Here is a 23,388-nt window from a genome sequence, read left to right as displayed (position 1 = left end):
GCCCCGGCATCGTCTTGACCTGTGAGACAAGGCAGTTGGCCACGAGGGCGCGGCGCGGGCCGGCAGTGCCCGGCCCGGGTGGCCCCGCATGCCCGCGCGAGGCCCCCGAGCGGGAACGCGACCGGGCCTCGGGCGAGCGCTGAATTACTCCATACGGGTGATGGCGGTGAAGGGCCTCTTGTCACCCGAGCGGAGGTGTGGGTCACTGAGAGTGTGACACCGGCGGGCTGCCCATCCCCGTGCCAGAAGGACGTTGAGACAGGCAGCTGTTGCCGGTTTTCTCCATGCCCAGGGAAGACGGCGCAGGCTGCTGGTCGCCTGGCCATGTGCGCCCGGCGACAGTCCGTTCGTTCCCTCCGGGTCCAGCAGCATTCCTGAGCCGTGTTCTTCCACGCCTGAAGCAGCCCGAACGGGCTGACGGCGCTCGTGTGCCTGCGGCGGTCCGCCTTCTCGGCGGCGACGCGGACGGTGACTGGCCATCCCGCTGGTTCCTGGCATGTCCCCAGCAGAGACGAAGGAGTGTCCCCATGCCCATCTCTCCGAACCAAGGTTCCACCGGCGGAGGCACGCTGGTGACCATCACCGGTACCAACCTCTCCAACACCAGCGCGGTGACGTTCGGCACCAAGCCCGCCACGAGCGTCACCAACGTCTCAGCGACCCAGGTCACCGCGGTCTCCCCCTCGGGGGCAGGCACGGTCGGGGTCACCGTGACAACCCCGGGCGGGACGAGCAACCCGGTGCCGTTCTTCTACGTCGGCGCCCCGTTCAAGTCCGCTCTGAGCACCAGCTCCGGGCCGCTGGCGGGTGGCAACACCATCACCATCAACGGCACCGGCCTGTCGACGGCGACCAGCGTGTCCTTCGGCACGAACACCGCCACCCCGACGGTGAACTCCGACAGTTCCATCAGCGTCGTCGTGCCCGCGGGCACCGCGGCCGGACCGGTTGGGGTGACCGTGACGACAGCGGGCGGCAGCAACAACGGCCTCTCCTACACCTACATCGACGACCCGACGATCGTGACCGTCAACCCGTCCTCGGGCCCGACCTCCGGTGGAACGGCGGTGACCATCACGGGCACCAACCTCGACAGCACCAGCTCGGTCACCTTCGGCGGCACCGCCGCGCCGTTCTCCGTCCTCAGCGCCACCACCTTGTCGGCGGTCACCCCGCCCGGCACGGCGGGCGCCGTCGACGTGGTGGTCACCAACCCTGCCGGGACCGCCACCGCCGCCGGCGGATTCACCTACGTCGCCGGCCCCGGCATCTGATCCAGCGGCCTCGTCCGGGACCACACCACACACCCGTCCGAGCGCAGACCCCCTCCGCTCGGGCGGGCGTGTCGACGCACTGGCCGTCGTCGCCCGAACCGGTGTGGCACAGACCCACCGCAGTACTGCGCGAAGGAGTACAGCCATGGCTGCCCCCACCGTCTCCTCGATCAGTCCCAGCCAGGGGCCGTCCTCCGGCGGGAACACCGTCACCGTGACGGGTACCGACTTCACCGGTGTGATAGCCGTGCAGTTCGGCGGCAGAGCCGCCATCTCGTTCACCGCCCTCAGCGGCACACAGCTCACCGCGGTCCCTCCTTCCGGCGCCGGTACGGTGAACGTGATCGTCACTACCAGCCAGGGCACCAGCACCCCGACTGTCACGTACACCTACGTATCCGCCCCCACCGTATCGGGCGTGACGCCCAGTCAGGGGCCGGTCTCCGGGGGCACCACGGTGACGCTGACGGGCACCAACCTGTCGGGGGCGACGGCCGTGCTCTTCGACGGGATCGCGGCGACGTCGTTCACCGTTCTGTCCGCCACGAGGATCGTCGCGGTGACTCCCGCTCACGCGGCCGGTGCCGCGGCGGTCACGGTGACCACCCCCGGCGGCACCAGCAACCCCGACACCCCCAGCGCGTACTTCTACTACGCCCCAGTGCCGTCGCTGACCGACATCGAACCCCCAGCCGGGCCCTCGGTCGGCGGCGCTGCGGCGACCCTGACGGGCAGCGGACTTCTCAACGCGACGGCGGTGCGCTTCGACACGGCGGCGGCTTCGTTCACCGTCGTCTCCGCCACTCAGATCACCGTGGTGACTCCTGCTCACGCGGCCGGTGCCGCGGCGGTCACGGTGACCACCCCCGGCGGCACCAGCAACCCTCTCAGCTACGTCTACCTCGACCCGCCCATCCTCATCTCCGTGACCCCCGGCCAGGGGCCGACGTACGCGGGAGCCGTCGTCACGCTGACCGGCAGCAACCTCACCACCACGACCGGCGTGGAGTTCGGCGGCGTCCCGGCGTCGTTCACCGTGCTCTCTCCGACCAGCGTCACGGCTGTCGCGCCCGCCGGTGCCGCCGGAGCGGTCACCGTCACGGTGACCACTCCCGCGGGCGTCAGCAACGGGCTCACCTACACCCGGACCGCGGGCCCCGCGATCTGACCCATGAGGTCGGCCCGACTCCGGCGCCATCCGACTGCACGTCAATTCGTCGTGACGTGCGGCTGGTTGAAAAAGCTTACTGTCCCATCGGATTTTGTTCGTGTCATAGCAGTGTTATGGCTTGAATATGCGCTTTTCTCTTCATGTCTCCCTTCATCGCAGGCGAAGAGTGAAAGGCGTGGTGTTTTGATGCGAAGGCGAAGGCTTACCTTTCTGTCGTTGGCCCTGGGAGCGGTGAGTCTCGGCCTGGCATGTGAGCTGCAAGGGCCTTTGGGGGCAGCTGCTTTGGGGCTGTCGGACACGGCGCGCTCAGGGCTCGCTGCCACACACGTGGAACGGAACGCGTTCGGGGCAGCGATTCCCGGGACAGTCACTGCCAGGACGAGCTTGAGCATCCGGGCCCAACCCACGACCAAGTCCGCAGAGCTGGGGAGCTATTCCAGCGGCGCACGGATCAGCGTCCGGTGCCAGGCGGTGGGCGAGAGCGTCGACGGCGACTCGAACTGGTACCGGCTCGCTAATCGCTCGGGCTGGGTGGCCGCCCGCTACGTCAAGGTCTCGGGCCCCGTTCCGCCCTGCGGCGAGCCCGGACCCCAGGGCCCGCAGGGCCCGCAGGGCGCGACGGGTGCCACGGGCGCGACCGGCCCTGCCGGGCCGCAGGGTGTGGGTGGTCCTGCCGGTCCTCAGGGCAATACGGGAGCGACCGGGGCTCAGGGTGCGAGCGGTCCGCAGGGTGTCAACGGCGCTGCCGGTCCGCAGGGTGTGGGTGGTCCTGCCGGTCCTCAGGGTGACACGGGCGCGACCGGTCCTCAGGGCAATACGGGTGCGACGGGTGCCACGGGCGCGACCGGCCCTGCCGGGCCGCAGGGCGTCGGTGGTCCTGCCGGTCCTCAGGGCAATGCGGGAGCGACCGGGGCTCAGGGTGCGAGCGGTCCGCAGGGCGTGACCGGTGCCGCTGGTCCCCAGGGTGACACGGGTGCGACGGGTGCCACGGGCGCGACCGGCCCTGCCGGGCCGCAGGGCGTCGGTGGTCCTGCCGGTCCTCAGGGCAACACGGGTGCCACTGGCGCTCAGGGTGCGACGGGTCCGCAGGGTGACATCGGGGTGCCCGGTCCGCAGGGCGCTACGGGTACTACGGGTGCGACCGGCCCTCAGGGCAACACGGGTGCGACCGGTCCTCAGGGCAACACGGGTGCCACCGGCGCTCAGGGTGCGACGGGTCCGCAGGGTGAGACCGGGGCGGCCGGCCCGCAGGGCGACACGGGCGGGACCGGCCCGCAGGGCACCACCGGAGCCACCGGCCCGCAGGGCACCACCGGAGCCACCGGCCCGCAGGGTGCCACCGGCCCGCAGGGCGCGTCGGCCGGCGCCAACGTCACTCAGGTCGTCGGAGGCGACGCGACGCTGGCGCCTGGCCAGACGCTGGCCTTGGTCGTCGTGTGTCCGGCCGGTCAGAAGGCGGTCAGCGGGGGCTGGGTCGGGGGCGACGAGGTCATCCCCGTGAACAGCTACCAGAGCACGAGCACGAACCCCGGCGACAGCTGGACCGTGAACTTCCACAACACCTCCGCCACCCAGAGCTACGACGTCACCCCCCTTGCCTACTGCTCGCCGTGACGGCCTGCTCCGCGGCTGAGAAGTGAGCGGAGGCGCGGGCCCCGGTCGGCCCAGCCAGGGCCCGACCGGGGCCGCCGCACGAGCGCTTCCGGGACCCGGTCGAGCCGTCGGGTTCACCGTCAGGCGGCCCCACGGCGGACGGCGCGCGAGGATGGAAGGGTGGATGGAAGAACGGACACATCCACACCGGATCACAGGAGAGGAGGAGCGGGGATGGTTACGGCAGCTGAGACCGTGCTCGAGCCCACCGAGCGTGTCCGGGCCCAGAAGAAGATGTCGGACGCTGGACTGACCACGCTCGAGCCTGCGGCACGCGTACGGGCCCAGAAGGGGCATTACACGACCCAGAGCAGGCGAGCGTTCACCAGCCGCGCGCAAGCCCAGCATGACGGGGCCGGGGAGGCCCATCCTGACGGAGGTCTCCACCTGGGCACCCGCGTGTTCCGCGCCCCGGTTCCGATCCCGCACCTCAGTCTGGAGAACGTGCCCACCCGGGACCTGGTCTTCTACGGCGGCCTGGGAGCCCTCGCCGTCGCGGGGGCCCTGGAATGGCCGGTCGCCCTGGCCGTCGGGGGAGCCGCCTGGCTCGTGCGCGGCAGGCGGAAGGAAGGGCGCTGACGTCGTGGAGTCAGAAGGGAGCGGTGCCCGGCAGCGTGAGGCTGCCGGGCGTCAAGGGCTCGTGAGGACGACGAGCTGCTGGGTTGCCCTGGTCATGGCGACATAGCGGTCGATCGCCCCTGCGACGCCCTCGCCGAACCCATCCGGGTCGACGAGGACGACCAGGTCGAATTCGAGCCCCTTCGAAAGCTCCGGGGTGAGTGACCGGACACGGGACGTGCTCCGGAACGTGGGATCGCCGATGACGCAGGCGATCCCGTCGGCATGTGCGGCCAGCCAGGTGTCGACGATCGTGCGCAGCTCCGAGGTGGATCCGCGCACGACGGGGAGGCCGCCGCTGCGGACCGAGGTCGGCACGTTGGCGTCCGGGAGCACGGCCCGGACGACCGGCTCGGCCTCCGCCATGATCTCCTGCGGCGTACGGTAGTTGATGCTCAGTGACGCCAGGTCGATCCGGTCGAGCCCGATCCGTGCGAGCCGTTCCCGCCACGACTCCGTGAACCCGCGCCTGGCCTGGGCCCGGTCCCCGACGATGGTGAAGCTCCGCGACGGGCACCGCAGCAGCAGCATCTGCCACTCCGCGTCGGTCAGCTCCTGGGCCTCGTCGACGACGATGTGCGCGAACGGGCCGGCGAGCCGGTCCGGGTCGGCGTGGGTCAGTTCGGACTCGTCGACCAGGCTGACCTCGGCGTCCGCACCGCGCAGCATCGTCACCAGGCCCTCACCGTCGTCACCGTCGGCCCCGGAGTCGGCCGCGGCGGCGATCAGGTTGTCGACGACCTGCGCCATGCGCTCCCGCTGGGCGGCGAGAACGGCCGCGTGCCGGGCCTTGCGCCGCGACGTCTCCGCGTCACCGAGCCGCTGCCGCGCCGCGTCCAGCAGGGGCAGGTCGGACACCGTCCAGGCCCGGGCGTCCGGGCGCTGGAGCTTCTCGACCTCGTCGCGGCCGAGCCAGGGGGCGCACATGCGCAGATAGGCGGGCACGGACCACAGGTCTCCGACGAGGTCGGCCGCTTCGAGCAGCGGCCAGGCGCGGTTGAGGGCGGTCAGCAGGTCCCGGTTGCGGGTCAGGGACGTGCGGAGCCGGTCGGCCGGGACGTCGCCCTCGTGCCCGTCCGCTTCGTGCTTGTCCACCAGGATCGTGACCAGCTCCTCCCGGACCTGGTCGCGCGCCTCGTTGTGCGGGGTACCGGGTTCGACCGCCTCGAACGCCACCGCCCAGTCCTCGGCGCTCAGCCGGACGTCGGACCAGGGGGTCGTGACCGTCATCCCCTCCGCGGGTGGCTCCTCGTAGAACCTGACGGCCTTCTCGATCGCCTTCACCATGTCCGCGGACGACTTCAGGAGGGCCACGTCCGGGTCGCTCTCGACCGGCGCCGCGGCCCCCTCGGCGACGAGGTCGCGCAGGGTGCAGGTCTGCACGCCCTCCTCGCCGAGGCTGGGGAGGACGTCGGCGACGTAGCCGAGGTACGGCTGGTGCGGACCGACGAACAGCAGGCCGCCGCGGCGGTGGCCGAGGCGGGGGTCGGAGTACAGAAGGTAGGCGGCGCGGTGCAGGGCGACGACGGTCTTCCCCGTACCCGGACCGCCGTCTACGACGAGAGCGCCGCGGGATCCCGCGCGGATGATGGCGTCCTGGTCGGCCTGGATGGTGCCGAGCACGTCACGCATCCGCGACGACCGGCTGCCGCCCAGGCTGGCGATGAACGCGGACTGGTCGTCGAGCGCCGCGTGCCCGGCGATGTCGTCAGCGGTGAACACCTCGTCCCAGTAGTCGGCGATCCGGCCGCGGGTCCAGCGGTACCTGCGGCGGCTCGTCAGCCCCATCGGATGGGCGTGGGTGGCTCCGAAGAACGGCTCGGCCGCGGGGGAGCGCCAGTCGAGCAGCAGCCGGCGCCCCGTGCTGTCCGTGAGGCCGAGCCGCCCGACGTACACGGGCTCGTGGTGGTCCGTGCCGACCATGCGGCCGAGGCACAGGTCCAGACCGAAGCGGCGCAGGGTGCGCAGCCGTGCGGTCAGCCGGTGGATCTCCAGATCCCGGTCCAGCGCCTGCCGGCCCGTGCCGCCGGGTGCCCTGCGCTCGGCGGCGAGGCGTTCGGACACCTCGGCGATCGACTGTTCGAGGCACTCCGCGATGGCCGCGAAGTGCTGCTCGTCGCCGGCGATCAGCGCCGGGTCGGCCTTGGGGGAGAGACGGTCGGGCAGGTCGAAAGCGCTGGTGGTGAGGGGGTTCATGATCTCTCGGGTTCCGATCTGGGTCGCTTGCGACCGTTGCGTGCGGCACAGGGATCGACGCGCCCGCGTGGCTCAGCGGGCACCGGCGGACTCTTGGTTTCCGGCTTCGGCCGGTGATTGTGCGGCACGACGGGGGCCTTGCCGCAAGCCCCCCAGTGCGCTATACGTTGAGAGTGGAAAGGAGCGGGTGACCTCCTTTTCCTTTCTTTTTGCCGTCCTCCGCCGAAGAGTGAGGCCGCCGGACAGGCGCCTCACGAAGCGGCCGCGCGCCGCGCGATGTGCCCGGCACCCTGCGCGAGCAGATGGAGCTCGGTGCCGCGATCGGCGCGCTGACGGCCGATCGCGCGCGGCAAGCCGTGTGACAGGTTGTTTCGGGGTCTGGCGCAAGTCCGTGTAGCGGTCACTGACTGTGATGTCAGCAGCATGTGATGAGATGGCCAGACCTTGTTCGCCAGCCTTGCTGGGAGATCGCCTGAATGCCCGCTGCATACCCTTCCCTGGCGCGAGCCCTGGCCGAGGCCCTCGTCGATGTCCTGTGGTTCATCGACGGCTGTGAAGACGAGCAAATGGATCCGGACGACGCCGTCAAGGTCATGGAGGGCGTCGCCCACGTTGTGGGCAAGCTGTCCGACGAGCAGCAGGGCGAGTTCCTCAGTCTGCTCGAAGTCATGGCCCGCGAGGAGACCGATCCGTCTCGGCGGGCGTTCCTGAAGGGCTTTCCAGACGGCTTCGGACTCGTGGACGCGGTCTGACCGGGATCATTAGGAGGTGAGCAGGACCCGCTTGCGCAGAAGGCCGAAGCCGGCGCGGCCGAACATCTGTCGTTTGAGCATTTTGATTTGGTTGACGGTCCCTTCGGCCGGGCCGGAGTTCCAGTCGGTGGTCAGCCTGGCGGTCACCGCCTCGAAGTCGTTGTTCAGTCCAGCGGCGAAACTGCTGATGCCGGGCAGGTTGGTGTCCGTGGCCTCGGTGATCCAGTCGGGCAGGCCGGGCAGCGGTCAAGCACGATCTTGCGGTGCGGTTTTTCCTCTTCGGTCAGGGTGGCAGGGCGCCGGGTGAGCCGGCCAGTCACCTGCCGTACCGACGGCGGTGGCGGGGCGGGCGTGAAGCCTTCCCTCTGCGGCAGGTCGCGCCGGATCCAGTCACGGATCGTGGAGTAGTGGCTGCGGAAGCCGGAAGCCCTGCGGTGATCTCCCGGTGGAGATCGAGGATGGTCACGTTCCCTTCCGCTTCGGCCCAGCTCCCGGCCAGGTAGGGCTTGAACGGGTCGAGTTTGCCGGGGAGTTGCCGCTTGCGGCCCTTGACTATGTCCTGGCAGCGGGCGGCGCGGGCGTACCGCTGGACAGTGTGCCGACCCCAGCCCAGATGGCGGGTGATGTGGCGGATGCCCATGCCTTGCGCAAGGAGTTCGTGGACGAGGGACCGCGACGCCGGGGACCGACAGCAGCTCCCGTAACCGGGACAGCACCTCGTTCACGGCCACCGAATGTCGGTCGTGCCACCCGCGCGAGGAGCAATTTCAAGGCGACTTCCGCACCGCCCGAAGGTAGATCAACAACTACAAGGCGTGACCGTCTCACGGAAATTGTGCCAGACCCTGGTTGTTGCTCCACTTCGACACTGGAAGTGGCTCCATGGGGTGTGACGGGGGCCGAGTGAGGGGCGTCAACTTGGCTCTGGCCAGTTGTTCTGGCTCCACCCCGTTCGGGTGGGTTGTCTGGCGGTGGTGGGGGCTCGACGGACCGCAGGACCTCGACCCGTGTCCGATCCGGGACTGTCGGATTCTCGGATCCGACGTGGACGACGGATGCGGGCATTGGCTCGGGCGGCGGAGAACGTCCGAGCTGAGCAAAGTGGTGGCCGACAACTCGCGCAGGGCTGTCGGCCGCAGCGCGTCTGGCAGTGTCCAACCAGTCACGGCGTATCGGCAGCCGTCTCTCCTCCGACTCAGCCGCGACGGTCAGAGGTGCGCAGTACGGTCCTGCTATGGCAGCCAGAATCGATCTGACCCTTGATTGCGCAGACGCGAAGCTCCTCGCCGAGTTTTGGAAGACGGCCTTGGGGTACGTGGACGAGCCGCCGCCCGCTCCTTTCAGAACCCGCGAGGAGTGGCTCGCGCAGTTCGACCTTCCGGAGGACGATTCCGCGGACGACGGCGCGTGGCTTTGCGACCCTGACGGCGTCGGCCCCCGGCTCTGCATCCTCAAGGTTCCCGAGCCGAAGACCGCGAAGAACCGGCTTCATATCGACGTCCGGGTGCCGGGACACGGCAGCCCCGGTGAGAAGTGGGCGCGGATGAGGGCGGAGTCCGAGCGGCTGGTTGAAGCGGGCGGGGTCGTCCTGGAGGAGTTTGAGGGTCACCATATGGTGATGGCCGACCCGGAGGGCAATGAGTTCTGCATCGGCGCCGCCTCGGCTTGACGTTGATCGGGTGCGGGATCACCCCGCTGCTGACCGGCGCGATCCGCTCATCGCCCAATAGCCGACTCGGAGCGGCTGGGCCAACCGGAAGCTGTCGGTGCCGGTCTCGATGATGTGCGCGCTGTACATGACGTCGTGCTCGCCGACCCGGAGGGCAATGAGTTCTGCATCCTCTGCTCCGAATCCGAACGAGCCGCACTGCCCTCTATGTCCTCGTAGTCCCAGCGATAGGTGATCGGGTGTCACAGCAGGGGCCAACTGATGAGGTTGCGGGGGACGATGGCCACGGCGGCGGTAGTGGCTGAGCCGGGCTCGGTGCTGGTGTCGGCGGCGCCAGCGAGACCAGTGCAGGGTGTGGCTGGTCTCGTGATCACCGGTCGCACCAACTGCGGCTGCAGTACCGACTGATACCTGCCTCCGGATTCGGCGGCTGAGCAGGCGGCGGTCGTGCAGCGGAGGCTTGGGCACCTCGACAGGACCATGACCGTGCCTTGCCGGCCGAAGAGGACCGCGGTCACAAAGCCCTGAAACCTACCGGCAGGTGACCGGCCTGAGGCCGTCCAACGGCTCGTTGACCAATCAACGATGGCCTCCGGCGTCGCCGGTCAGCCGCCGATCCCCTCGATGACCAGTTGGAGAAGCCTTTCGGGCCTTTCCTCGTCGCCGCTCTCACTCGCCGTGGCCAGGGCGCCCACCAGAGCGAGCAGATCGGGGATCCGCAGGTCTCCACGCACGCCTCCGGTCCGAACGGCCGCTTCCAGGAGGGTGCCGCCGGCCTCGGTCACCGCTGCCTGGCACACGGCGACCAGGGTGTCGTCCTCCTGTGTGCCGGTGTTCGGCGCGGAGCCCAGTCCGCGGTGAGCGCTGACGTGGTCGATGTAGGCCCGGATCCAGGTGATCAGTGCCTCGCGAGGGTTCGGCTCGGCGCACAGCCGCTCGGCCAGTTCGCACAACGTCTCGACCTCGCCGACGCACACCACCTCCAGGAGGTCGCGCCGGGTCGGGAAGTGCCGAGAGAGCGTCGCGTTGCCGACGCCGGCCCCCCCCCGCGCGATCAGATCCAGGGGGGCGTCGGGGCCTTCAGTGACGAAGACCTCCTCCGCGGCGGCGACCAGTGCCTCGTAATTCCGCCGGGCGTCGGCGCGCGCCGGCGGGCGGGCGAGTTGCCTCGGAGCGATCACGGAAAGTCCTCGCTTCCCTGATCCGCGGCGACGCGTTCAACCGCGAGGACGGGATCGACTTGGACGTGGTGAGGCTTCCGGGTGGCTCTTACCGCGTCCTGGGCAGGCGCGGTTCGGTGGGCCCGAACCTCGTCGGGCCCACCGTTTGATCACGGCGGTGGCGTCCGACCGCCGTTCTCCCCGTCGCCCTGGGTATCGGGGAGCGCCGGCGGTCCGGTGTCCGGCGCGGCTCTCGCCACCATCTCGGCAAGTCGCCTGCTGGCCTCCTGGATCTTTTCCTGGGCCTGGTTCTGCGCGGTGATGGCCGCGGAGAGCAGCAGCGCGGTCAGCGCGGCGGCGCCGTTGTAGGCCTGCAGCGAAATCATGTCGGTGAGCAGGGTGTGACCGGCGAACGGGCCTGCCTTGCGGGTGGCGGCGAGGATGGCGAAGGTGGATACGGCCAGCGCGCAGGGCGTGGCTCCGGCGCGCTGGAAGCGGAAGGCCGCCCAGGTCAGCAACGGGAAGCCGAGGAAGAGCAGCGGTGCGGGGAAGGTCTGGAGCAGACCGATACCGATGGTGGCCGCGACCAGCAGCGATCCCTCCGCCCATCTGGCTGGTGGTGCGTCCTTCGGCCAGTGCGCCGAACGGAGGGCGAGCAGCAGCGGTGTGACCAGCAGGACGCCCGTGGCGTCGCCGGTCCACCAGACCCACCATGTCAGCCAGAACCCGCCAGGGGGCAGCGCGTGAGCGAGGCTCAGGGCGCTGCTGCCCACGGTCGCGCTGATGAGCATGCCGGCGAACGCGCCGAGGAAGACGAGCGCGAGCGCGTCCTGGAAGCGGTTCATCAGAGTGCGGAACCCGGTGGCGCGAAGGAGGGCGTAGGAGCAGAGGGGCGCGAGTGTGTTGCCTGCCGTGATCGTGAGCACGGCGGGAATCGGCGGTCCCAGTGTGATGTCGATCAGGAGGGAGCCGAGCACGATCCCGGGCCAGACCCGCGGGCCCATCAGGAGCAGTGCGGCCAGGGAGATCCCGGTCGGCGGCCACAACGGCGTGACCTGCCCGCGCATGAAATGTTGGAGAAGTCCCAGCTTGCCTGAGGCGTAGTACAGCGCGGCGACGGCGATGATCTGCAGGGCCCTCATGCCACCGCTCCGGAGCTTGTCGCGGCTCGCAACGGTCATCGGGAGGTCTTCCCTCCGGCCCTGCTCCGTCGTCCACCGTTCGCCGGCTCTTCCGGGCCCACGACGCCGCCGCTCATCTGTATGACCTTTCGCAATGTGTTCTGCCGGGATTGCTTCGGGTGACCACTACGGGAGCGACGTGTGACGTGAAGGATCTGCCTCTTAGCAAGGATGGGCCTGTGCGGCCTCAGCGGGGGTGCGCAGGGCGAGGATGGCCATGTCGTCGTGCGCGTCGCTTGGGTGGTGGTCGGCGAGGGCCTGCACGAAGTCCTGCAGGGGCAGGGCCGCGTGTGCGGTGGCGAGTCCGGCCAGGTCGTCCAAGCTCTCCTCGAGGGGGTGGGCGGGGTGTTCGATGAGGCCGTCGGTGAAGAAGACCACGGTGGTGCCCGGGGGCAGGGGATGGGTGTGGTCGGGGCGGGGCTGCCCCACGTCGACGTTCAGTGGTAGTCCGGGCTCCGTGAACAGGTATTCCGTCCGGCCGCCCGGGGCGATCAGCAACGGGGGGACGTGGCCCGCGGAACTCCAGTGCAGCCTCCAGGCAGCCCCCGAGGGTTCGATGCGCGCCAGGCTGGTGGTGGTGACGGGGCTGTCGGTGATGGCTTCGAGGGTGCGATCGAGCTGGGCGAGGACAGCGCTGGGTGGAGTGAGCAGGGTGAACAGCAAAGCGCGCAGCATGTTGCGGGTGGAGGCCATGGCGGCGGCGGCGTGCAGATCGTGACCGACCACGTCGCCGATGACGACCGCCACCGCGCCGTCCGGAAGCAGGATGGCGTCGTACCAGTCGCCGCCCACATGGTGGGGTTTGGCGGCGGGCCGGTAGATGGCGGCGGCGTCGAAGGGCCGCATGTCGGGCAGCGTCGGCAGCAGACACCGCTGGAACTGTTCGGATCCGGTACGAACCTGTTCGAAGAGCCGGACGTTGTCGATCGCGATACCGGCGGCACTGGCGAGGGCGACGACGATGGTCTCGTCGTGGGCATCGAAGGGCCGTCCGTCGCGCCGCTCGGACAGGAAGAGGTCGCCGTAGATCTCGCCGCGGACGCTGACGGCGACGCCCAGCAGGGTCCGCATGGGCGGGTGGCCGGCCGGCAGGCCGACCGAGGACGGATGGGAGGAGATGTCGTCCACCCGCAAGGGCTCGGGGTGGCGGATCAGGTGCCCGAGCACGCCCAGACCGCGAGGAAACCCCGCATCGGCCAAGGCCGACCGCTCCTGCTCGGTCACGCCGACGGCGATGAACTGCTCCAGGAACTCGCCGGACTCGTCAAGAACTCCCAGTGCCCCGTAGCGGGCGCCGACCAGTTCCATGGCGGTGGTCACGATGCGGTGCAGTACCGCGGGCAGCTCCACCTCCCGGGTGATGGCCACCACCGCCTGCAGCAGGCCCTGAACCCGTTGTTTGGCGGCGGCCAGAGCGCGCAGCTGATCATCGATCCGGCCCAGCTCGGCATCCAGACCCGCAAGCAGGTCGGGGATGGGCGGCCGCTCCACCCCTTGCCTCTTCTTGCCCACCACCATCACGATCGCCTGCAGCGCGGGTACCCGCTCTCGGCGGCCTTCAACCGGCAGGAGCCAGTGGCGGGCCGGATCAGCGTGCCCTCCGCCTCACCCGGCGGCGAGGTCCTCGCCGGCACCACCCGCCCGGCCGTGGCCTCGGCGGTCCTGGTGGGGGTCATACGCTCGTGCCCTTCGTTGTCGCATGCCTTGTCACCGGTTTCAGCAGCTGCTGGTACGCGCTGATGTCCGCGGGCGCGGTCCGCACGTCCAGCGGCAGCCGCCGCGCAAGCGGGGAGATCACCTTCGCGCCGGGCGCGCCCTCGTCACGGTGGGCGTCGTCCGCCTGTCCGCCGCCTCCACCATCAAAGTCTGCCTCGCCGCTGTCGTCCGCCGCCTCCCGGTGCTCCATGGCCTTGCGGGCATCGACGGCCATCAGGCCGGTGGTGACGGAGCCCACCCTCGGCCCTGCCTGAGGGCGACATCCGCAGCGCGCCCAGCGCACACTCGTTCACCGGCTCCGACACGCGCCCCCACGGCGGAGGCTTCTTCCGCTTCAGCGGCACCGGATGCCCGAGTGCCGTGGCCGCCGTGTTCCGCGACACTCCGTACTTCCGCGCCGACGCCCGCCCCGGAATCCTCGGAGTCCGTCGCTTGTCCCAGAGGATCCGCTCATGCAGCCACTCACGCGATCTGTGCACCCACAGTCTCCTGACACGACCGTGATCAACCCGCACACAGTGGCGCGGCCAGACGGCCCAACCCGCCTATTACGCTGAAAGCGGCATGTCACACACCGTCATACAGGCCGGCCGCCGGCCTCGTTGCCGCGACAGCGGCTCCCGGGTGGCGAGAGCGCGCAAGCGGACGGGGCGTGGACCGAACTTCCTCGGCCCACGCCCCGCCTCATCGCCTCGGAACGGTGTTGCTCAGCAGTACAGGTTGTTACCGGGGCTCACGCCGAGGATGGACGCGAAGCGCTGGTAGGCGTCGACGCGGCTCTGCACCTGGGCGGGGTTCCTGCCGTCGCACTCCAGGGAGCCGTTGATCGAGCGGATGGTCTGCCCGAATCCGGCACCGTTGACCATGGCGGCGTGCGGAGTCATGGAGCCGGGACCCGACTGGGTGTTCCAGTACCACAGGCCGGTCTTCCAGGCCACGGAGGCGTCGTTCTGCACCAGCCAGGGGTTGTTGAGCAGGTCGATGCCGAGCGCGTCACCGGCTGCCTTGTAGTTGAAGTTCCAGCTGAGCTGGATGGGCCCGCGGCCGTAGTAGGCCGCCTGTCCGGCGGGGCAGCCGTACGACCGGCTCCAGTCGCAGTAGTGCGGGTAGTTGGCGGTGTTCTGCTCGACGACGTGGACCAGGCCGCCCGTCTCGTGATTGACGTTCGCCAGGAACGCGGCCGCCTCCTGCTTCTTGGTCGTGTCGCTGCCCGTACCGGCGAAGCCGGGGTAGGCACTGAGCGCGGCTTTCAGACCGCTGTAGGTGTAGAAGGAGTTCCGGTTCGGGAACATCTGGTTGAACTGGGCCTCGGAGACGACGAACCCGGACGGGTTGCCGCTGCCGCCGCTCGACGGGGCGCTCCACTTCTGGTTGCCGCCCCCGGTGCAGGTCCAGATCTGCAGACGGGTGCCGTTGGCGCTGTTGTTGTCCCGCACGTCGAGGCACTTGTTCGCGGCCGGGTTGACGATGTCGCGGGCGGCGGTGACGACCCACTGCTGGTTCGCTCCGCCGGAGCAGTCCCACAGCTGGACGGCGGCGCCGTCGGCCGTGCTGCGGTCGACGACGTCGAGGCACTTGCCGAGCGCCCGCAGGGTTCCGTCACCGGGGTTGGACCAGTTCTGGGCGTTCGTGCCGTTGCAGTCGTAGAGCTGGACGGCCGTGCCGTTGGCGTTGCTCGCGGCGGCGACGTCGACGCACTTGCCGGCGAGGCCGCTGATCTGCCCCTCCGCCGCCCAGGCGGGGGAGACGGCGAACAGGGCGGAGAGGGCGAGAGCGAGCACCGCGCTGACCGTGAGCCTGGCCAGGGGTGCGCGTCTGCGGAGGCTCAAACCGGGGTGGGGGGTGGGCATGGGGGGTGTGCTCCTGAGGAAGAGTTGGTTGAGTGACGACGTGGCCACCCGGCTCCGGTGGGGCGGGGGAGCGGTCGCGGAGGTGGGCGTACGGGTACGGTCCGGCGGGGACCGCCGGTGCGACACGGGCACTCGACCCGGCACGGTGGGGGCCTGACGGCCTGGAATCTAAAGGTCTAAACCAATACGGTCAAGAGCTGTACATGACATCTGGCCGATAATTGAGCCACCGGCGACCGCGGTCACCGCACTGCGCCCCGCGCCCCACGCCTTACATGGCGTCAGCCTGGGCGGCGCACCGGGCGCGCTTACCTGACAGGTCATCGCCCTTCGCGCAGCCGCCTGCCAAGATCGCCCGTGCAGCAGAGCCCGACCGGACGGAAGGACGACATGACCGCCTACGCCATAGCTCACTTGCAGGAGGCCGCTCCGCATCCGGAGATCGCCGAGTACATCGAGCGCATCAGCGGCACCTTCGAGCCGTACGGTGGCCGTTTCCTCGTGCATGCCACGCGGCACGAGGTGAAGGAGGGGAGCTGGCCCGGGGGTGTCGTGGTGATCGGCTTCCCCGGGATCGCCGAGGCGCGGGCCTGGTGGGACTCACCCGCGTACCAGGAGATCGCACCCCTGCGCTCGCGGCACATCGACGGCGACATCATCCTGGTGCCGGGTGTGCCCGACGGCTACGACCCGGCCGGCACCGCGAAGGCGATGCGGGAGGCGTTGCCCGCCGAATAGGGCGTGGCCTGCGCTCGGGCAAGGGCGCGCCTTGACAGTCCGGCCCCGCCACCCGCAGGATCACCCCGTGAACCTGTCAGACAGCCAGACAGGTGGTCCGGGGCCGCGGCGCGTCAGCGCCATGGAAGCGGTGCTCGGCCACCTTCGCGGTGCCATCGAGCACGGCGAATACGCCATCGGCGACAAGCTCCCCTCGGAAGCCGAGCTGTGCCGCACCCTGGAGATCAGCCGGCCCGTGCTGCGGGAGGCCCTGAGGGCCCTGCAGACGATGGGGCTCACGGTCTCCAGGACCGGCAAGGGCACCTTCGTCGTCGCCAACGCCGTCGAGGAGCCCACCTTCGGCGACTACGGGGCCGGCGACCTGCTGGAGGTGCGCCGCCACGTCGAGATCCCGGTCGCCGGATACGCGGCGGAGCGCCGTACGGCCGAGAACCTCGATCACCTGGTCCATCTCCTGGAACGGATGGAGCAGGAGACGGACACCACCGCGTGGGTCGCGATGGACACCGTCTTCCACCTGGCAGTGGCCGAAGCCGCCCAGAACCCCGTGTTCCGCCGGGTGATCGAGGAGATCCGGGACGCGCTGGCCCGCCAGTCCGCCTTCCTCAACGAGCTCGGCGGCCGGCGCGAGCAGTCCAACCGCGAGCACCGCGCGATCGTCGAGGCTCTGATCGACGGTTCCGGACACGACGCGGCGCAGGCCATGACCCACCATCTCGACCGCGTCGAGAAGACACTCACCGACATCATGCGCCCGAACCGCACGGACGCCCGCACGGAAGGCGGTTCCAAGGCGTGAACCAGGCAGTCATGTACGGAAGTCCGGCCGTGGCCGGGGCCCCCGTGGTCCGGGAGCCCCGCCACGTGCCCGTCGCTCATCTCGTCCGTGGCGGGGTCGTCGAGGGCATCCACTACGGCTCGGTCGTCGTGCTCGGCGCCGACGGAGCCGTGGAGCTGCGACTCGGCGACATCGAGGCCGCCTTCTACCCGCGTTCGGCGCTCAAGCCGATGCAGGCGGTGGCGATGCTCCGGGCCGGGCTGCCGCTCGACGGGGAACTGCTGTCGCTGACCGCCGCCAGCCACTCCGGGGAGGAACGGCACCTCGCCGGCACCCGGCGCATCCTGGAGCTGGCCGGAGTCACCGAGGACGTCCTGCGCAACGTCCCCGACCTGCCGTACGACCCGGTCGTCCGCGACGCCTGGGTGCGCGAGGGGCGCCGGCCGTCCCGGCTCGCGCAGAACTGCTCCGGAAAGCACGCGGCCATGCTCCACACCTGCCAGCTCAACGGCTGGCCGCTGGAGGACTACCTCGATCCGGGCCACCCCTTGCAGCGGGCCGTCGCCGAAACCGTCGAGGACCTCACCGGCCAGGCGATCGCCCGGGTGACCGTCGACGGCTGCGGCGCGCCCCTGTTCGCCGTCTCGCTGCACGGGCTCGCGCGCGCCGCGGCCCGGATCACCACCGCACCGGCCGGCACCCCCGAGGCGCGGGTCGCGGACGCCATGCGTGAGCACGCCGAGATGGCCTCCGGCTCCCGGCGGGACGTCGCGGCGCTCATGCGCGCCGTGCCCGGGCTGCTCGCCAAGGACGGCTTCGAGGGCGTCCAGGTCGCCGCGCTGCCGGACGGCCGGGCCGTCGCCGTGAAGATCGCCGACGGAGCGAACCGGGCGCGCGTCCCGGTCGCCGCCGCGGCCCTCGCACGGGCCGGGATCGACCCGGCCGCGCTCACCGGGTTCGCCGGCGAGCCCCTGCTCGGCGGCGGCCGACCGGTCGGCAGCGTCCGGCCCGTCCGCGCCCTCGACCCCGCCCCGGTCCCCGGGTCCCGCCCGGGCGGGGGCCACCCCCACGCCCAGACGCACGCCTGACCGGACCGCTCACCTCCGAAAGAGGACCCGCACAGCCATGACCGCCGCAGCCCACCGCAGCGAGCACGACCTGCTCGGCCACCGCGACGTACCCGCCGAGGCGTACTGGGGCATCCACTCCCTGCGCGCCAAGGAGAACTTCCCCGTCACCGGGACGCCGATCTCCGCCTACCCGCACCTGATCGACGCCCTCGCCGCCGTCAAGGAGGCCGCCGCCCTGGCCAACGAGGAACTCGGCCTGCTGGAGCCGCGCAAGGCCGCAGCCATCGTCGAGGCCTGCCGCGAGATCCGCGACGGCAAACTGCACGACGAGTTCGTCGTCGACGTCATCCAGGGAGGCGCCGGCACCTCCACCAACATGAACGCCAACGAGGTCGTCGCCAACCGCGCGCTGGAACTGCTCGGCCACGCCAAGGGCGAGTACCAGCACCTCCACCCCAACGAGGACGTCAACCTCGGCCAGTCCACCAACGACGTCTACCCGACCGCCGTCAAGATCGCGACGGTGTTCGCGGTACGCGGCCTGCTCAAGGCCATGGCCGTGCTCCAGGACGCCTTCGCCGGCAAGGCCCTCGAGTTCCGCGATGTGCTCAAGATGGGCCGCACCCAGCTCCAGGACGCCGTGCCGATGACGCTGGGGCAGGAGTTCTCCACGTTCGCGGTCATGCTCGACGAGGACCGCCTGCGGCTCGCGGAGGCCGTCGAACTGATCCACGAGATCAACCTCGGCGCCACGGCGATCGGTACCGGTCTCAACGCCCCCGCCGGATACGCCGAGTCGGCCCGCCGCCACCTCGCCGGGATCACCGGCCTGCCGCTGGTGACGGCCGCCAACCTGGTGGAGGCCACCCAGGACTGCGGTGCCTTCGTGCAGATGTCCGGCGTGCTCAAGCGGATCGCCGTCAAGCTCTCCAAGAGCTGCAACGACCTGCGCCTGCTGTCCTCCGGTCCGCGCGCGGGCCTCAACGAGATCAACCTGCCGCCGGTGCAGGCCGGTTCGAGCATCATGCCCGGCAAGGTCAACCCGGTCATCCCCGAGGTCGTCAACCAGGTCGCCTTCGAGGTGATCGGCAACGACGTGACCATCACCATGGCCGCCGAGGCCGGTCAGCTCCAGCTGAACGCGTTCGAGCCGATCATCCTGCACTCCCTGTCGGAGAGCATCACCCACCTGGAGCGCGCCTGCCTGACCCTCGCCGAGCGGTGCGTGTCCGGCATCACGGCCAACACCGAGCAGTTGCGGTCCGCGGTGGAGAACTCCATCGGTCTGGTCACCGCCCTCAATCCGCACATCGGGTACGAGGCGGCCACCGGCATCGCCAAGGAGGCCCTGGCCACCGGCCGCGGCGTCGCCGAACTCGTCCTGGAGAAGGGCCTGCTGCCGGCCGAGCGCCTTGAGGCTCTGCTGCGGCCCGAGGTGCTCGCGGGCAGCGGCTCACCGGAGCTCTGAGCCACCACCCGCCCGGCGACCGGGCCGAGACATCCACCAGGCCGGGACATCCACGTCACCGGGACACTAACGTCATGCCGGGCACGCCACGGGCACCAGCGACGCGGCGGGGAGTTCCGCCCACCGCGTCGCTCATGCAGCGGTCATGCGCACGCCGCTCCGCCGAGGGGCCTGCGTCGCCCACCGGCCACCCGGCGTTGCCACGCTTCCCGAGTGTTGGCCATGGCTTTCCCCGTCGATCTCCGCCGCTGCCAGGCCCTCGGCCTGGCCGGTACCGCCTTCCTCGCGCTGGGCGGTCAGACCGCCGGGGCCCTGCCGGTCGCGGATCTGGTCTCTCCCGAGTCCGGGCGCGCCGCGCTCGGACTCGTGGGCGTGTACTTCGGGGTCGTCCTGCTGATCGCCGCGTGGGCGCTGCTCGGCAGGGTGATCCGCGGCCCCGAGCCGCCAACGCCCCGCGCCCTGCTGCTCGCCCTGGCCGTATGGGCGGCACCGCTGCTGCTGGCGCCGCCGCTGTTCAGCCGGGACGTGTACAGCTATCTCGCGCAGGGCGCCATGGTCGACGCCCAGCTCGACGTGTACACGCACGGGCCCGCACAACTCGGCGGGCCGCTGGCGGCCGAGGTCGCGCCGGTGTGGCGGGACACCGCGGCCCCGTACGGTCCGGTCTTCCTCGCCGTCGCCTCCGCCCTGTCCGGCCTGACCCGCGGGGAACTGCCCTCGGGCCTGCTCGGCATGCGGTTGGTCGCCCTGCTCGGCGTGGCACTCATGGCCGTGGCGCTGCCGCGGCTCGCCCGCCAGTGCGGTGCCGACCCCGCCGCCGCGCTGTGGCTCGGCGCCCTCAACCCACTGGTGCTGCTGCACCTGGTCGCCGGCGCCCACAACGACGCCATCATGCTGGGACTGCTCGGCATCGGGCTGCTCGCCGCCCGCGGCCGCCTGCACGTCCTAGGGGTCGTCCTGATCACGCTCGCCGCGCTGGTGAAGGCACCGGCCGCGCTCGGCCTGCTGGCCGTGGTCGCACTGCGCCGGCACACCGGACTGGCACGCGCGATCGCGACGACCACCGCCGTCGCCCTCGCCACCACGGTCGTGGCGACCGCCCTCACCGGCACGGGATACGGCTGGATCGCGGCCCTGCGGACACCCGTCTCCCCGTACAACTGGTCGCCCACCAGCCTCCTCGGCCGGGCCACGGGCGACGTCCTCGCGCACCTGGGCAGCGGCCTCGCACCCCTCGCGACCCCCTTCTGGCACGCGGCCGGCCTGCTCGCGACCCTGGTCGTGGTGCTGTTCATATGGCTCCGGCTGCGTCCTGGACCGATCTACGCGCTCGGCCTGAGCCTCGCCGCCGTGGCCGTCCTCGGCCCGGCGATCCGGCCCTGGTACGGGCTGTGGGGCCTGTTCCTCATCGCCGCCGCGGCCCCCAGCGCCTCCGTCCGCCACCGGGTTGCCGCCGCGACCGCCGTCCTCGCGCTCGCCGTGCTGCCCAGCGGCGGCCCGCCCGACCTCGCCCAGGTGGCCCTCGCGGTCTCCGGAGGCGCGCTCGCCCTGGTCGTCCTGTGGCAGGCCCACCAGACGGCCCAGGCCCCGGTGCTCGGAGGGACGGTGTGAGACTGCCGCGTACCGAACCGGGTCGGCTCGTCCTCGTCCTGTGCCTCGCCGTCGCCGTGACAGCCTTCACCGCCACCGTGCCGCTGCTGCGCGGCTGGTTCGACCTGCGCGTCTACTACGGTGCCGTGAACGACTGGGTGCACCAGGGCGGCCGCATCTACGACTACCACCTTCCGGGGACCGGCTACGGCTTCACCTACCCGCCGTTCGCAGCGCTGAGCATGCTGCCGATGGCGCTCGTCGACCCGGACACGGCGATCGCGGGCGCGCTGCTGCTCAACCTCGTCGCCGTCGCCGTCGTGCTCCGGATCCTCGCCGGCCGGGAACTCAACCGCCACGGCTGGTTCGGCTGGGCCCTGGCGGCCTGCGCGCTGGCGCTGCTGGAACCCGTGCGGGACACCATCAGCTTCGGGCAGGTCAACCTCCTGCTGCTGGCCCTCGTACTCACCGACGGATGGCTGCTGTCCACCGGGCGCGGCCGCTGGGCCGGAGCGGGCATCGGGCTCGCCGCGGCCGTCAAGCTCACGCCCGCGGTCTTCATCGGCCTGCTGCTGCTCGCCCGGCGCCGGCGGGCCGCCGCCGTCGCGACCGCCGTCACCACCGCCGCCACGGTCCTCGCGGCCTGGGCGGCACCGGACGCCTCCCGCTTCTACTGGACGCACGCCGTCTGGGACACCACCCGCGTCGGCCGCCTCGACTACGTCTCCAACCAGTCCCTCCAGGGCGTCCTCGCCCGCCTCGCGGCACCGGGCGAACCCAGCCGCGCCGCCTGGGCCCTGGCCGTCCTCGTCGTCCTGGCGGTGTGGGCGTGGCGCACGCGCCAGGCGCTGCGCATGGACGACTGGCGGGCCGCCTTCGCCCTCACGGGGCTGGTCCCGTGCCTGATCAGCCCGATCACCTGGGTGCACCATCTCGTCTGGCTGCTGCCGTCGTTCGCGGTGCTCGCGCACGCTCGCCGCCTGTGGATCGCGGCCGTCCTGTACGGGCTGCTGTGCAGCAGCGTGGTCTGGCTGTGGTTCGACGACGCCTCCGGACTCGGCGGCTTCCTCGGCAGCAACACGTATGTGTGGATCACCCTGGGCCTGCTGCTGGCACTGCCGACCGGCCGGCCCTGCGTCACGAGCCCGTCCCTCGCCGGCGGTACCGGCGTGCCCGCACCCGGTGCCGTCGGTCGTACACCGACGGGATCCTGACCCGCGCGGAGGCGACGGCCGTTGCGGGACGAGGCTGGCCCACCGGTCCGCTACACCGGGTGCTCCCTGTGCGCCGAAGGGTCGCGGTGGCGTCGGCGGGACCGGTCGATGTCGTGCGCGGTGACGATCCCGCCGAGCCGGCCGTCGTCCATGACCAGGATGGGCAGTCCACCGCCCGCGGCGCCGAGGCGCTCCAGTACGGAGTTCAGCAGCTCGTCCGGTGCGGCGAGCGTGCACCGGGACAGCGGGGTCGCGAGGTCCCGCGCCCGCAGCCGCTCCCGCTGCCCGGGCGGTACGGCGGCCAGCCTGCGCATCTGGAGGAGGCCGCTGGGACGGCCGTCGAAGTCCAGTAGCGGCACCACCGAGTGACCCGTCCGGGTGGCCACCTCGGACAGGAAGCTGTCCACGGTCAGCCAGTCGGGCCCGGTCACCACCGGAGTGGTCATCGTCTGCCCCACCCGCACGCCACGCAGGGCGGTGACCAGCTCCGCCCACCGCCGTTCGGTCGCGGCGGTACCTGCCACGAACAGGCCGATGGCCATCAGCCACAGGCCGCCGGTGGTGCCCCTCAGGAGCACCACCCACCCGGCGGCGGCCAGCGCCATACCGATGACCTGTCCGCTGCGGCCGGCCGCCCGCTGGGCCCGCTCGCGGTCCCCCGTACGCCACCACACCGCGGCCTGGACCAGCCGGCCTCCGTCCAGGGGCGCGGCGGGCAGCAGGTTGAAGACACCCAGCAGCAGGTTCGTGCCGCCCAGCCACCCCAGCACGGCTATCGGAACCCGCCACCTCAGCGTCGCGTCAACGGCGGCCGCCAGGCCCAGCCAGACACCGCCGAGCAGCAGGCTGGCGACCGGGCCGCTGACGGCGACCCAGAACGCCGTACGCGCCGTCGTCGGCCGGTCCATCCGGGTCAGTCCACCGAGTGCCCACAGCGTGACGTCCCGTACGGAGATCCCCGCCCTGCGAGCCGTGAGCGCGTGTGCCACCTCGTGCACCACCAGGCTCACCAGCAACAGCGAAGCACCGACCACCCCACCGGCCGCGTACACCACCGGCGCCACACCGGCCGCGTACCTGGGCAGCGTCCAGACGGCCAGGCCGTAGGCGAAGAAGAGCATGACCAGTGGCACGCTCCAGTGCGCCTGGATCGCCAGTCCCCGGATGTTCCCGAGCCGGACAGAACCCTTCATTCCCATCACCGCCGAGAGGTCACGCCCTGCTTCCAGGGTCCGCCACCGGCCGATGAAAGGGAACATCGGGCTTCCGTCCGGCGAGGGGTGTGCTTCC

At 71.0% G+C, this 23,388-nt stretch carries 20 protein-coding genes and 1 pseudogene; 13 read left to right on the top strand and 8 right to left on the bottom strand.

What is annotated here, in order from left to right; all coding sequences use genetic code 11:
- The first annotated feature begins 527 nt into the window (after positions 1 to 527).
- From ACIOWN_RS15195 to ACIOWN_RS15175, 5 genes and pseudogenes are all read left to right on the top strand, one after another.
- Entirely contained in the window at positions 528 to 1,274 is a 747-nt protein-coding gene (locus ACIOWN_RS15195; RefSeq protein WP_362351745.1) for an IPT/TIG domain-containing protein, read from the top strand.
- A gap of 145 nt (positions 1,275 to 1,419) precedes the next feature.
- Complete coding sequence (locus tag ACIOWN_RS15190) at positions 1,420 to 2,442, top strand: IPT/TIG domain-containing protein (protein ID WP_362351748.1); 1,023 nt, start codon at positions 1,420 to 1,422, stop codon at positions 2,440 to 2,442.
- A 3-nt stretch (positions 2,443 to 2,445) separates the two neighbouring features.
- Positions 2,446 to 2,985 (top strand): annotated as a pseudogene (locus tag ACIOWN_RS15185) (hypothetical protein); the annotation flags it as partial.
- Between the two features lie 561 nt (positions 2,986 to 3,546).
- Entirely contained in the window at positions 3,547 to 4,059 is a 513-nt protein-coding gene (locus ACIOWN_RS15180) for a hypothetical protein (protein WP_401982521.1), read from the top strand.
- 213 nt (positions 4,060 to 4,272) lie between these two features.
- Positions 4,273 to 4,677 carry a hypothetical protein gene (locus tag ACIOWN_RS15175; RefSeq protein ID WP_362351751.1) on the top strand — a complete coding sequence of 135 codons (405 nt, stop codon included), beginning with the start codon at positions 4,273 to 4,275 and terminating at the stop codon, positions 4,675 to 4,677.
- A 51-nt stretch (positions 4,678 to 4,728) separates the two neighbouring features.
- On the opposite strand, the gene helR is transcribed toward ACIOWN_RS15175, so the two are convergent.
- A complete protein-coding gene (gene helR / locus ACIOWN_RS15170; RefSeq protein WP_362351754.1) occupies positions 4,729 to 6,912 on the bottom strand; it encodes an RNA polymerase recycling motor ATPase HelR in 2,184 nt (727 codons plus the stop codon).
- Between the two features lie 476 nt (positions 6,913 to 7,388).
- On the opposite strand from helR, the gene ACIOWN_RS15165 reads away from it, so the two are divergent.
- Positions 7,389 to 7,664 carry a hypothetical protein gene (locus tag ACIOWN_RS15165; RefSeq protein ID WP_362351756.1) on the top strand — a complete coding sequence of 92 codons (276 nt, stop codon included), beginning with the start codon at positions 7,389 to 7,391 and terminating at the stop codon, positions 7,662 to 7,664.
- 9 nt (positions 7,665 to 7,673) lie between these two features.
- Here the strand turns inward: ACIOWN_RS15165 and ACIOWN_RS15160 are convergent, their stop codons facing one another.
- A complete protein-coding gene (locus ACIOWN_RS15160; protein WP_401982519.1) occupies positions 7,674 to 7,886 on the bottom strand; it encodes a transposase in 213 nt (70 codons plus the stop codon).
- Between the two features lie 1,012 nt (positions 7,887 to 8,898).
- Here ACIOWN_RS15160 and ACIOWN_RS15155 point away from each other — a divergent pair.
- Positions 8,899 to 9,333, top strand: a complete 435-nt coding sequence (locus tag ACIOWN_RS15155) for a VOC family protein (RefSeq protein ID WP_362351759.1) — start codon at positions 8,899 to 8,901, stop codon at positions 9,331 to 9,333.
- A 605-nt stretch (positions 9,334 to 9,938) separates the two neighbouring features.
- Here ACIOWN_RS15155 and ACIOWN_RS15150 read toward each other — a convergent pair.
- The 5 genes from ACIOWN_RS15150 to ACIOWN_RS15130 form a co-directional block, all read right to left on the bottom strand.
- A complete protein-coding gene (locus ACIOWN_RS15150) occupies positions 9,939 to 10,514 on the bottom strand; it encodes a TetR/AcrR family transcriptional regulator (RefSeq protein ID WP_401982411.1) in 576 nt (191 codons plus the stop codon).
- A gap of 149 nt (positions 10,515 to 10,663) precedes the next feature.
- The gene (locus tag ACIOWN_RS15145; RefSeq protein WP_362351765.1) at positions 10,664 to 11,635 is read right to left on the bottom strand and encodes an MASE1 domain-containing protein; all 972 of its coding nucleotides are present in this window, start codon (positions 11,633 to 11,635) and stop codon (positions 10,664 to 10,666) included.
- 201 nt (positions 11,636 to 11,836) lie between these two features.
- Positions 11,837 to 13,192 carry a PP2C family protein-serine/threonine phosphatase gene (locus tag ACIOWN_RS15140; protein ID WP_401982410.1) on the bottom strand — a complete coding sequence of 452 codons (1,356 nt, stop codon included), beginning with the start codon at positions 13,190 to 13,192 and terminating at the stop codon, positions 11,837 to 11,839.
- 154 nt (positions 13,193 to 13,346) lie between these two features.
- Complete coding sequence (locus tag ACIOWN_RS15135) at positions 13,347 to 13,604, bottom strand: hypothetical protein (protein ID WP_362351768.1); 258 nt, start codon at positions 13,602 to 13,604, stop codon at positions 13,347 to 13,349.
- 493 nt (positions 13,605 to 14,097) lie between these two features.
- Entirely contained in the window at positions 14,098 to 15,240 is a 1,143-nt protein-coding gene (locus ACIOWN_RS15130; RefSeq protein ID WP_362351771.1) for a glycoside hydrolase family 19 protein, read from the bottom strand.
- 390 nt (positions 15,241 to 15,630) lie between these two features.
- On the opposite strand from ACIOWN_RS15130, the gene ACIOWN_RS15125 reads away from it, so the two are divergent.
- The 6 genes from ACIOWN_RS15125 to ACIOWN_RS15100 all read left to right on the top strand — a co-directional run bounded on the left by ACIOWN_RS15125 (position 15,631) and on the right by ACIOWN_RS15100 (position 22,098).
- On the top strand, positions 15,631 to 15,978 hold the full coding sequence (locus ACIOWN_RS15125; protein ID WP_362351774.1) for a DUF1330 domain-containing protein: 348 nt from the start codon (positions 15,631 to 15,633) through the stop codon (positions 15,976 to 15,978).
- A 67-nt stretch (positions 15,979 to 16,045) separates the two neighbouring features.
- Positions 16,046 to 16,777: a FadR/GntR family transcriptional regulator gene (locus ACIOWN_RS15120; RefSeq protein WP_362351777.1), complete on the top strand. Its 732-nt coding sequence runs from the start codon at positions 16,046 to 16,048 to the stop codon at positions 16,775 to 16,777.
- An 11-nt stretch (positions 16,778 to 16,788) separates the two neighbouring features.
- A complete protein-coding gene (locus ACIOWN_RS15115; RefSeq protein ID WP_362352038.1) occupies positions 16,789 to 17,844 on the top strand; it encodes an asparaginase in 1,056 nt (351 codons plus the stop codon).
- Positions 17,845 to 17,881: 37 nt separating this feature from the next.
- Complete coding sequence (gene aspA, locus ACIOWN_RS15110; RefSeq protein WP_362351780.1) at positions 17,882 to 19,294, top strand: aspartate ammonia-lyase; 1,413 nt, start codon at positions 17,882 to 17,884, stop codon at positions 19,292 to 19,294.
- Positions 19,295 to 19,516: 222 nt separating this feature from the next.
- Entirely contained in the window at positions 19,517 to 20,905 is a 1,389-nt protein-coding gene (mptB, locus tag ACIOWN_RS15105; RefSeq protein ID WP_362351783.1) for a polyprenol phosphomannose-dependent alpha 1,6 mannosyltransferase MptB, read from the top strand.
- A complete protein-coding gene (locus ACIOWN_RS15100) occupies positions 20,902 to 22,098 on the top strand; it encodes a glycosyltransferase 87 family protein (protein WP_362351786.1) in 1,197 nt (398 codons plus the stop codon). Before mptB ends, ACIOWN_RS15100 begins: the two co-directional genes overlap by 4 nt.
- A 50-nt stretch (positions 22,099 to 22,148) precedes the next feature.
- Here ACIOWN_RS15100 and ACIOWN_RS15095 read toward each other — a convergent pair whose 3' ends face one another.
- Entirely contained in the window at positions 22,149 to 23,291 is a 1,143-nt protein-coding gene (locus ACIOWN_RS15095; protein ID WP_362351789.1) for a site-2 protease family protein, read from the bottom strand.
- Between the last annotated feature and the right edge of the window lie 97 nt (positions 23,292 to 23,388).

It is taken from the genome of Streptomyces sp. NPDC087787 (assembly GCF_044743035.1).
In the GTDB taxonomy this organism is placed as follows: domain Bacteria; phylum Actinomycetota; class Actinomycetes; order Streptomycetales; family Streptomycetaceae; genus Streptomyces.
The sequence above is the reverse complement of the archived record's forward strand: the minus strand, read 5'-3'. Positions and strand labels throughout refer to the sequence as shown.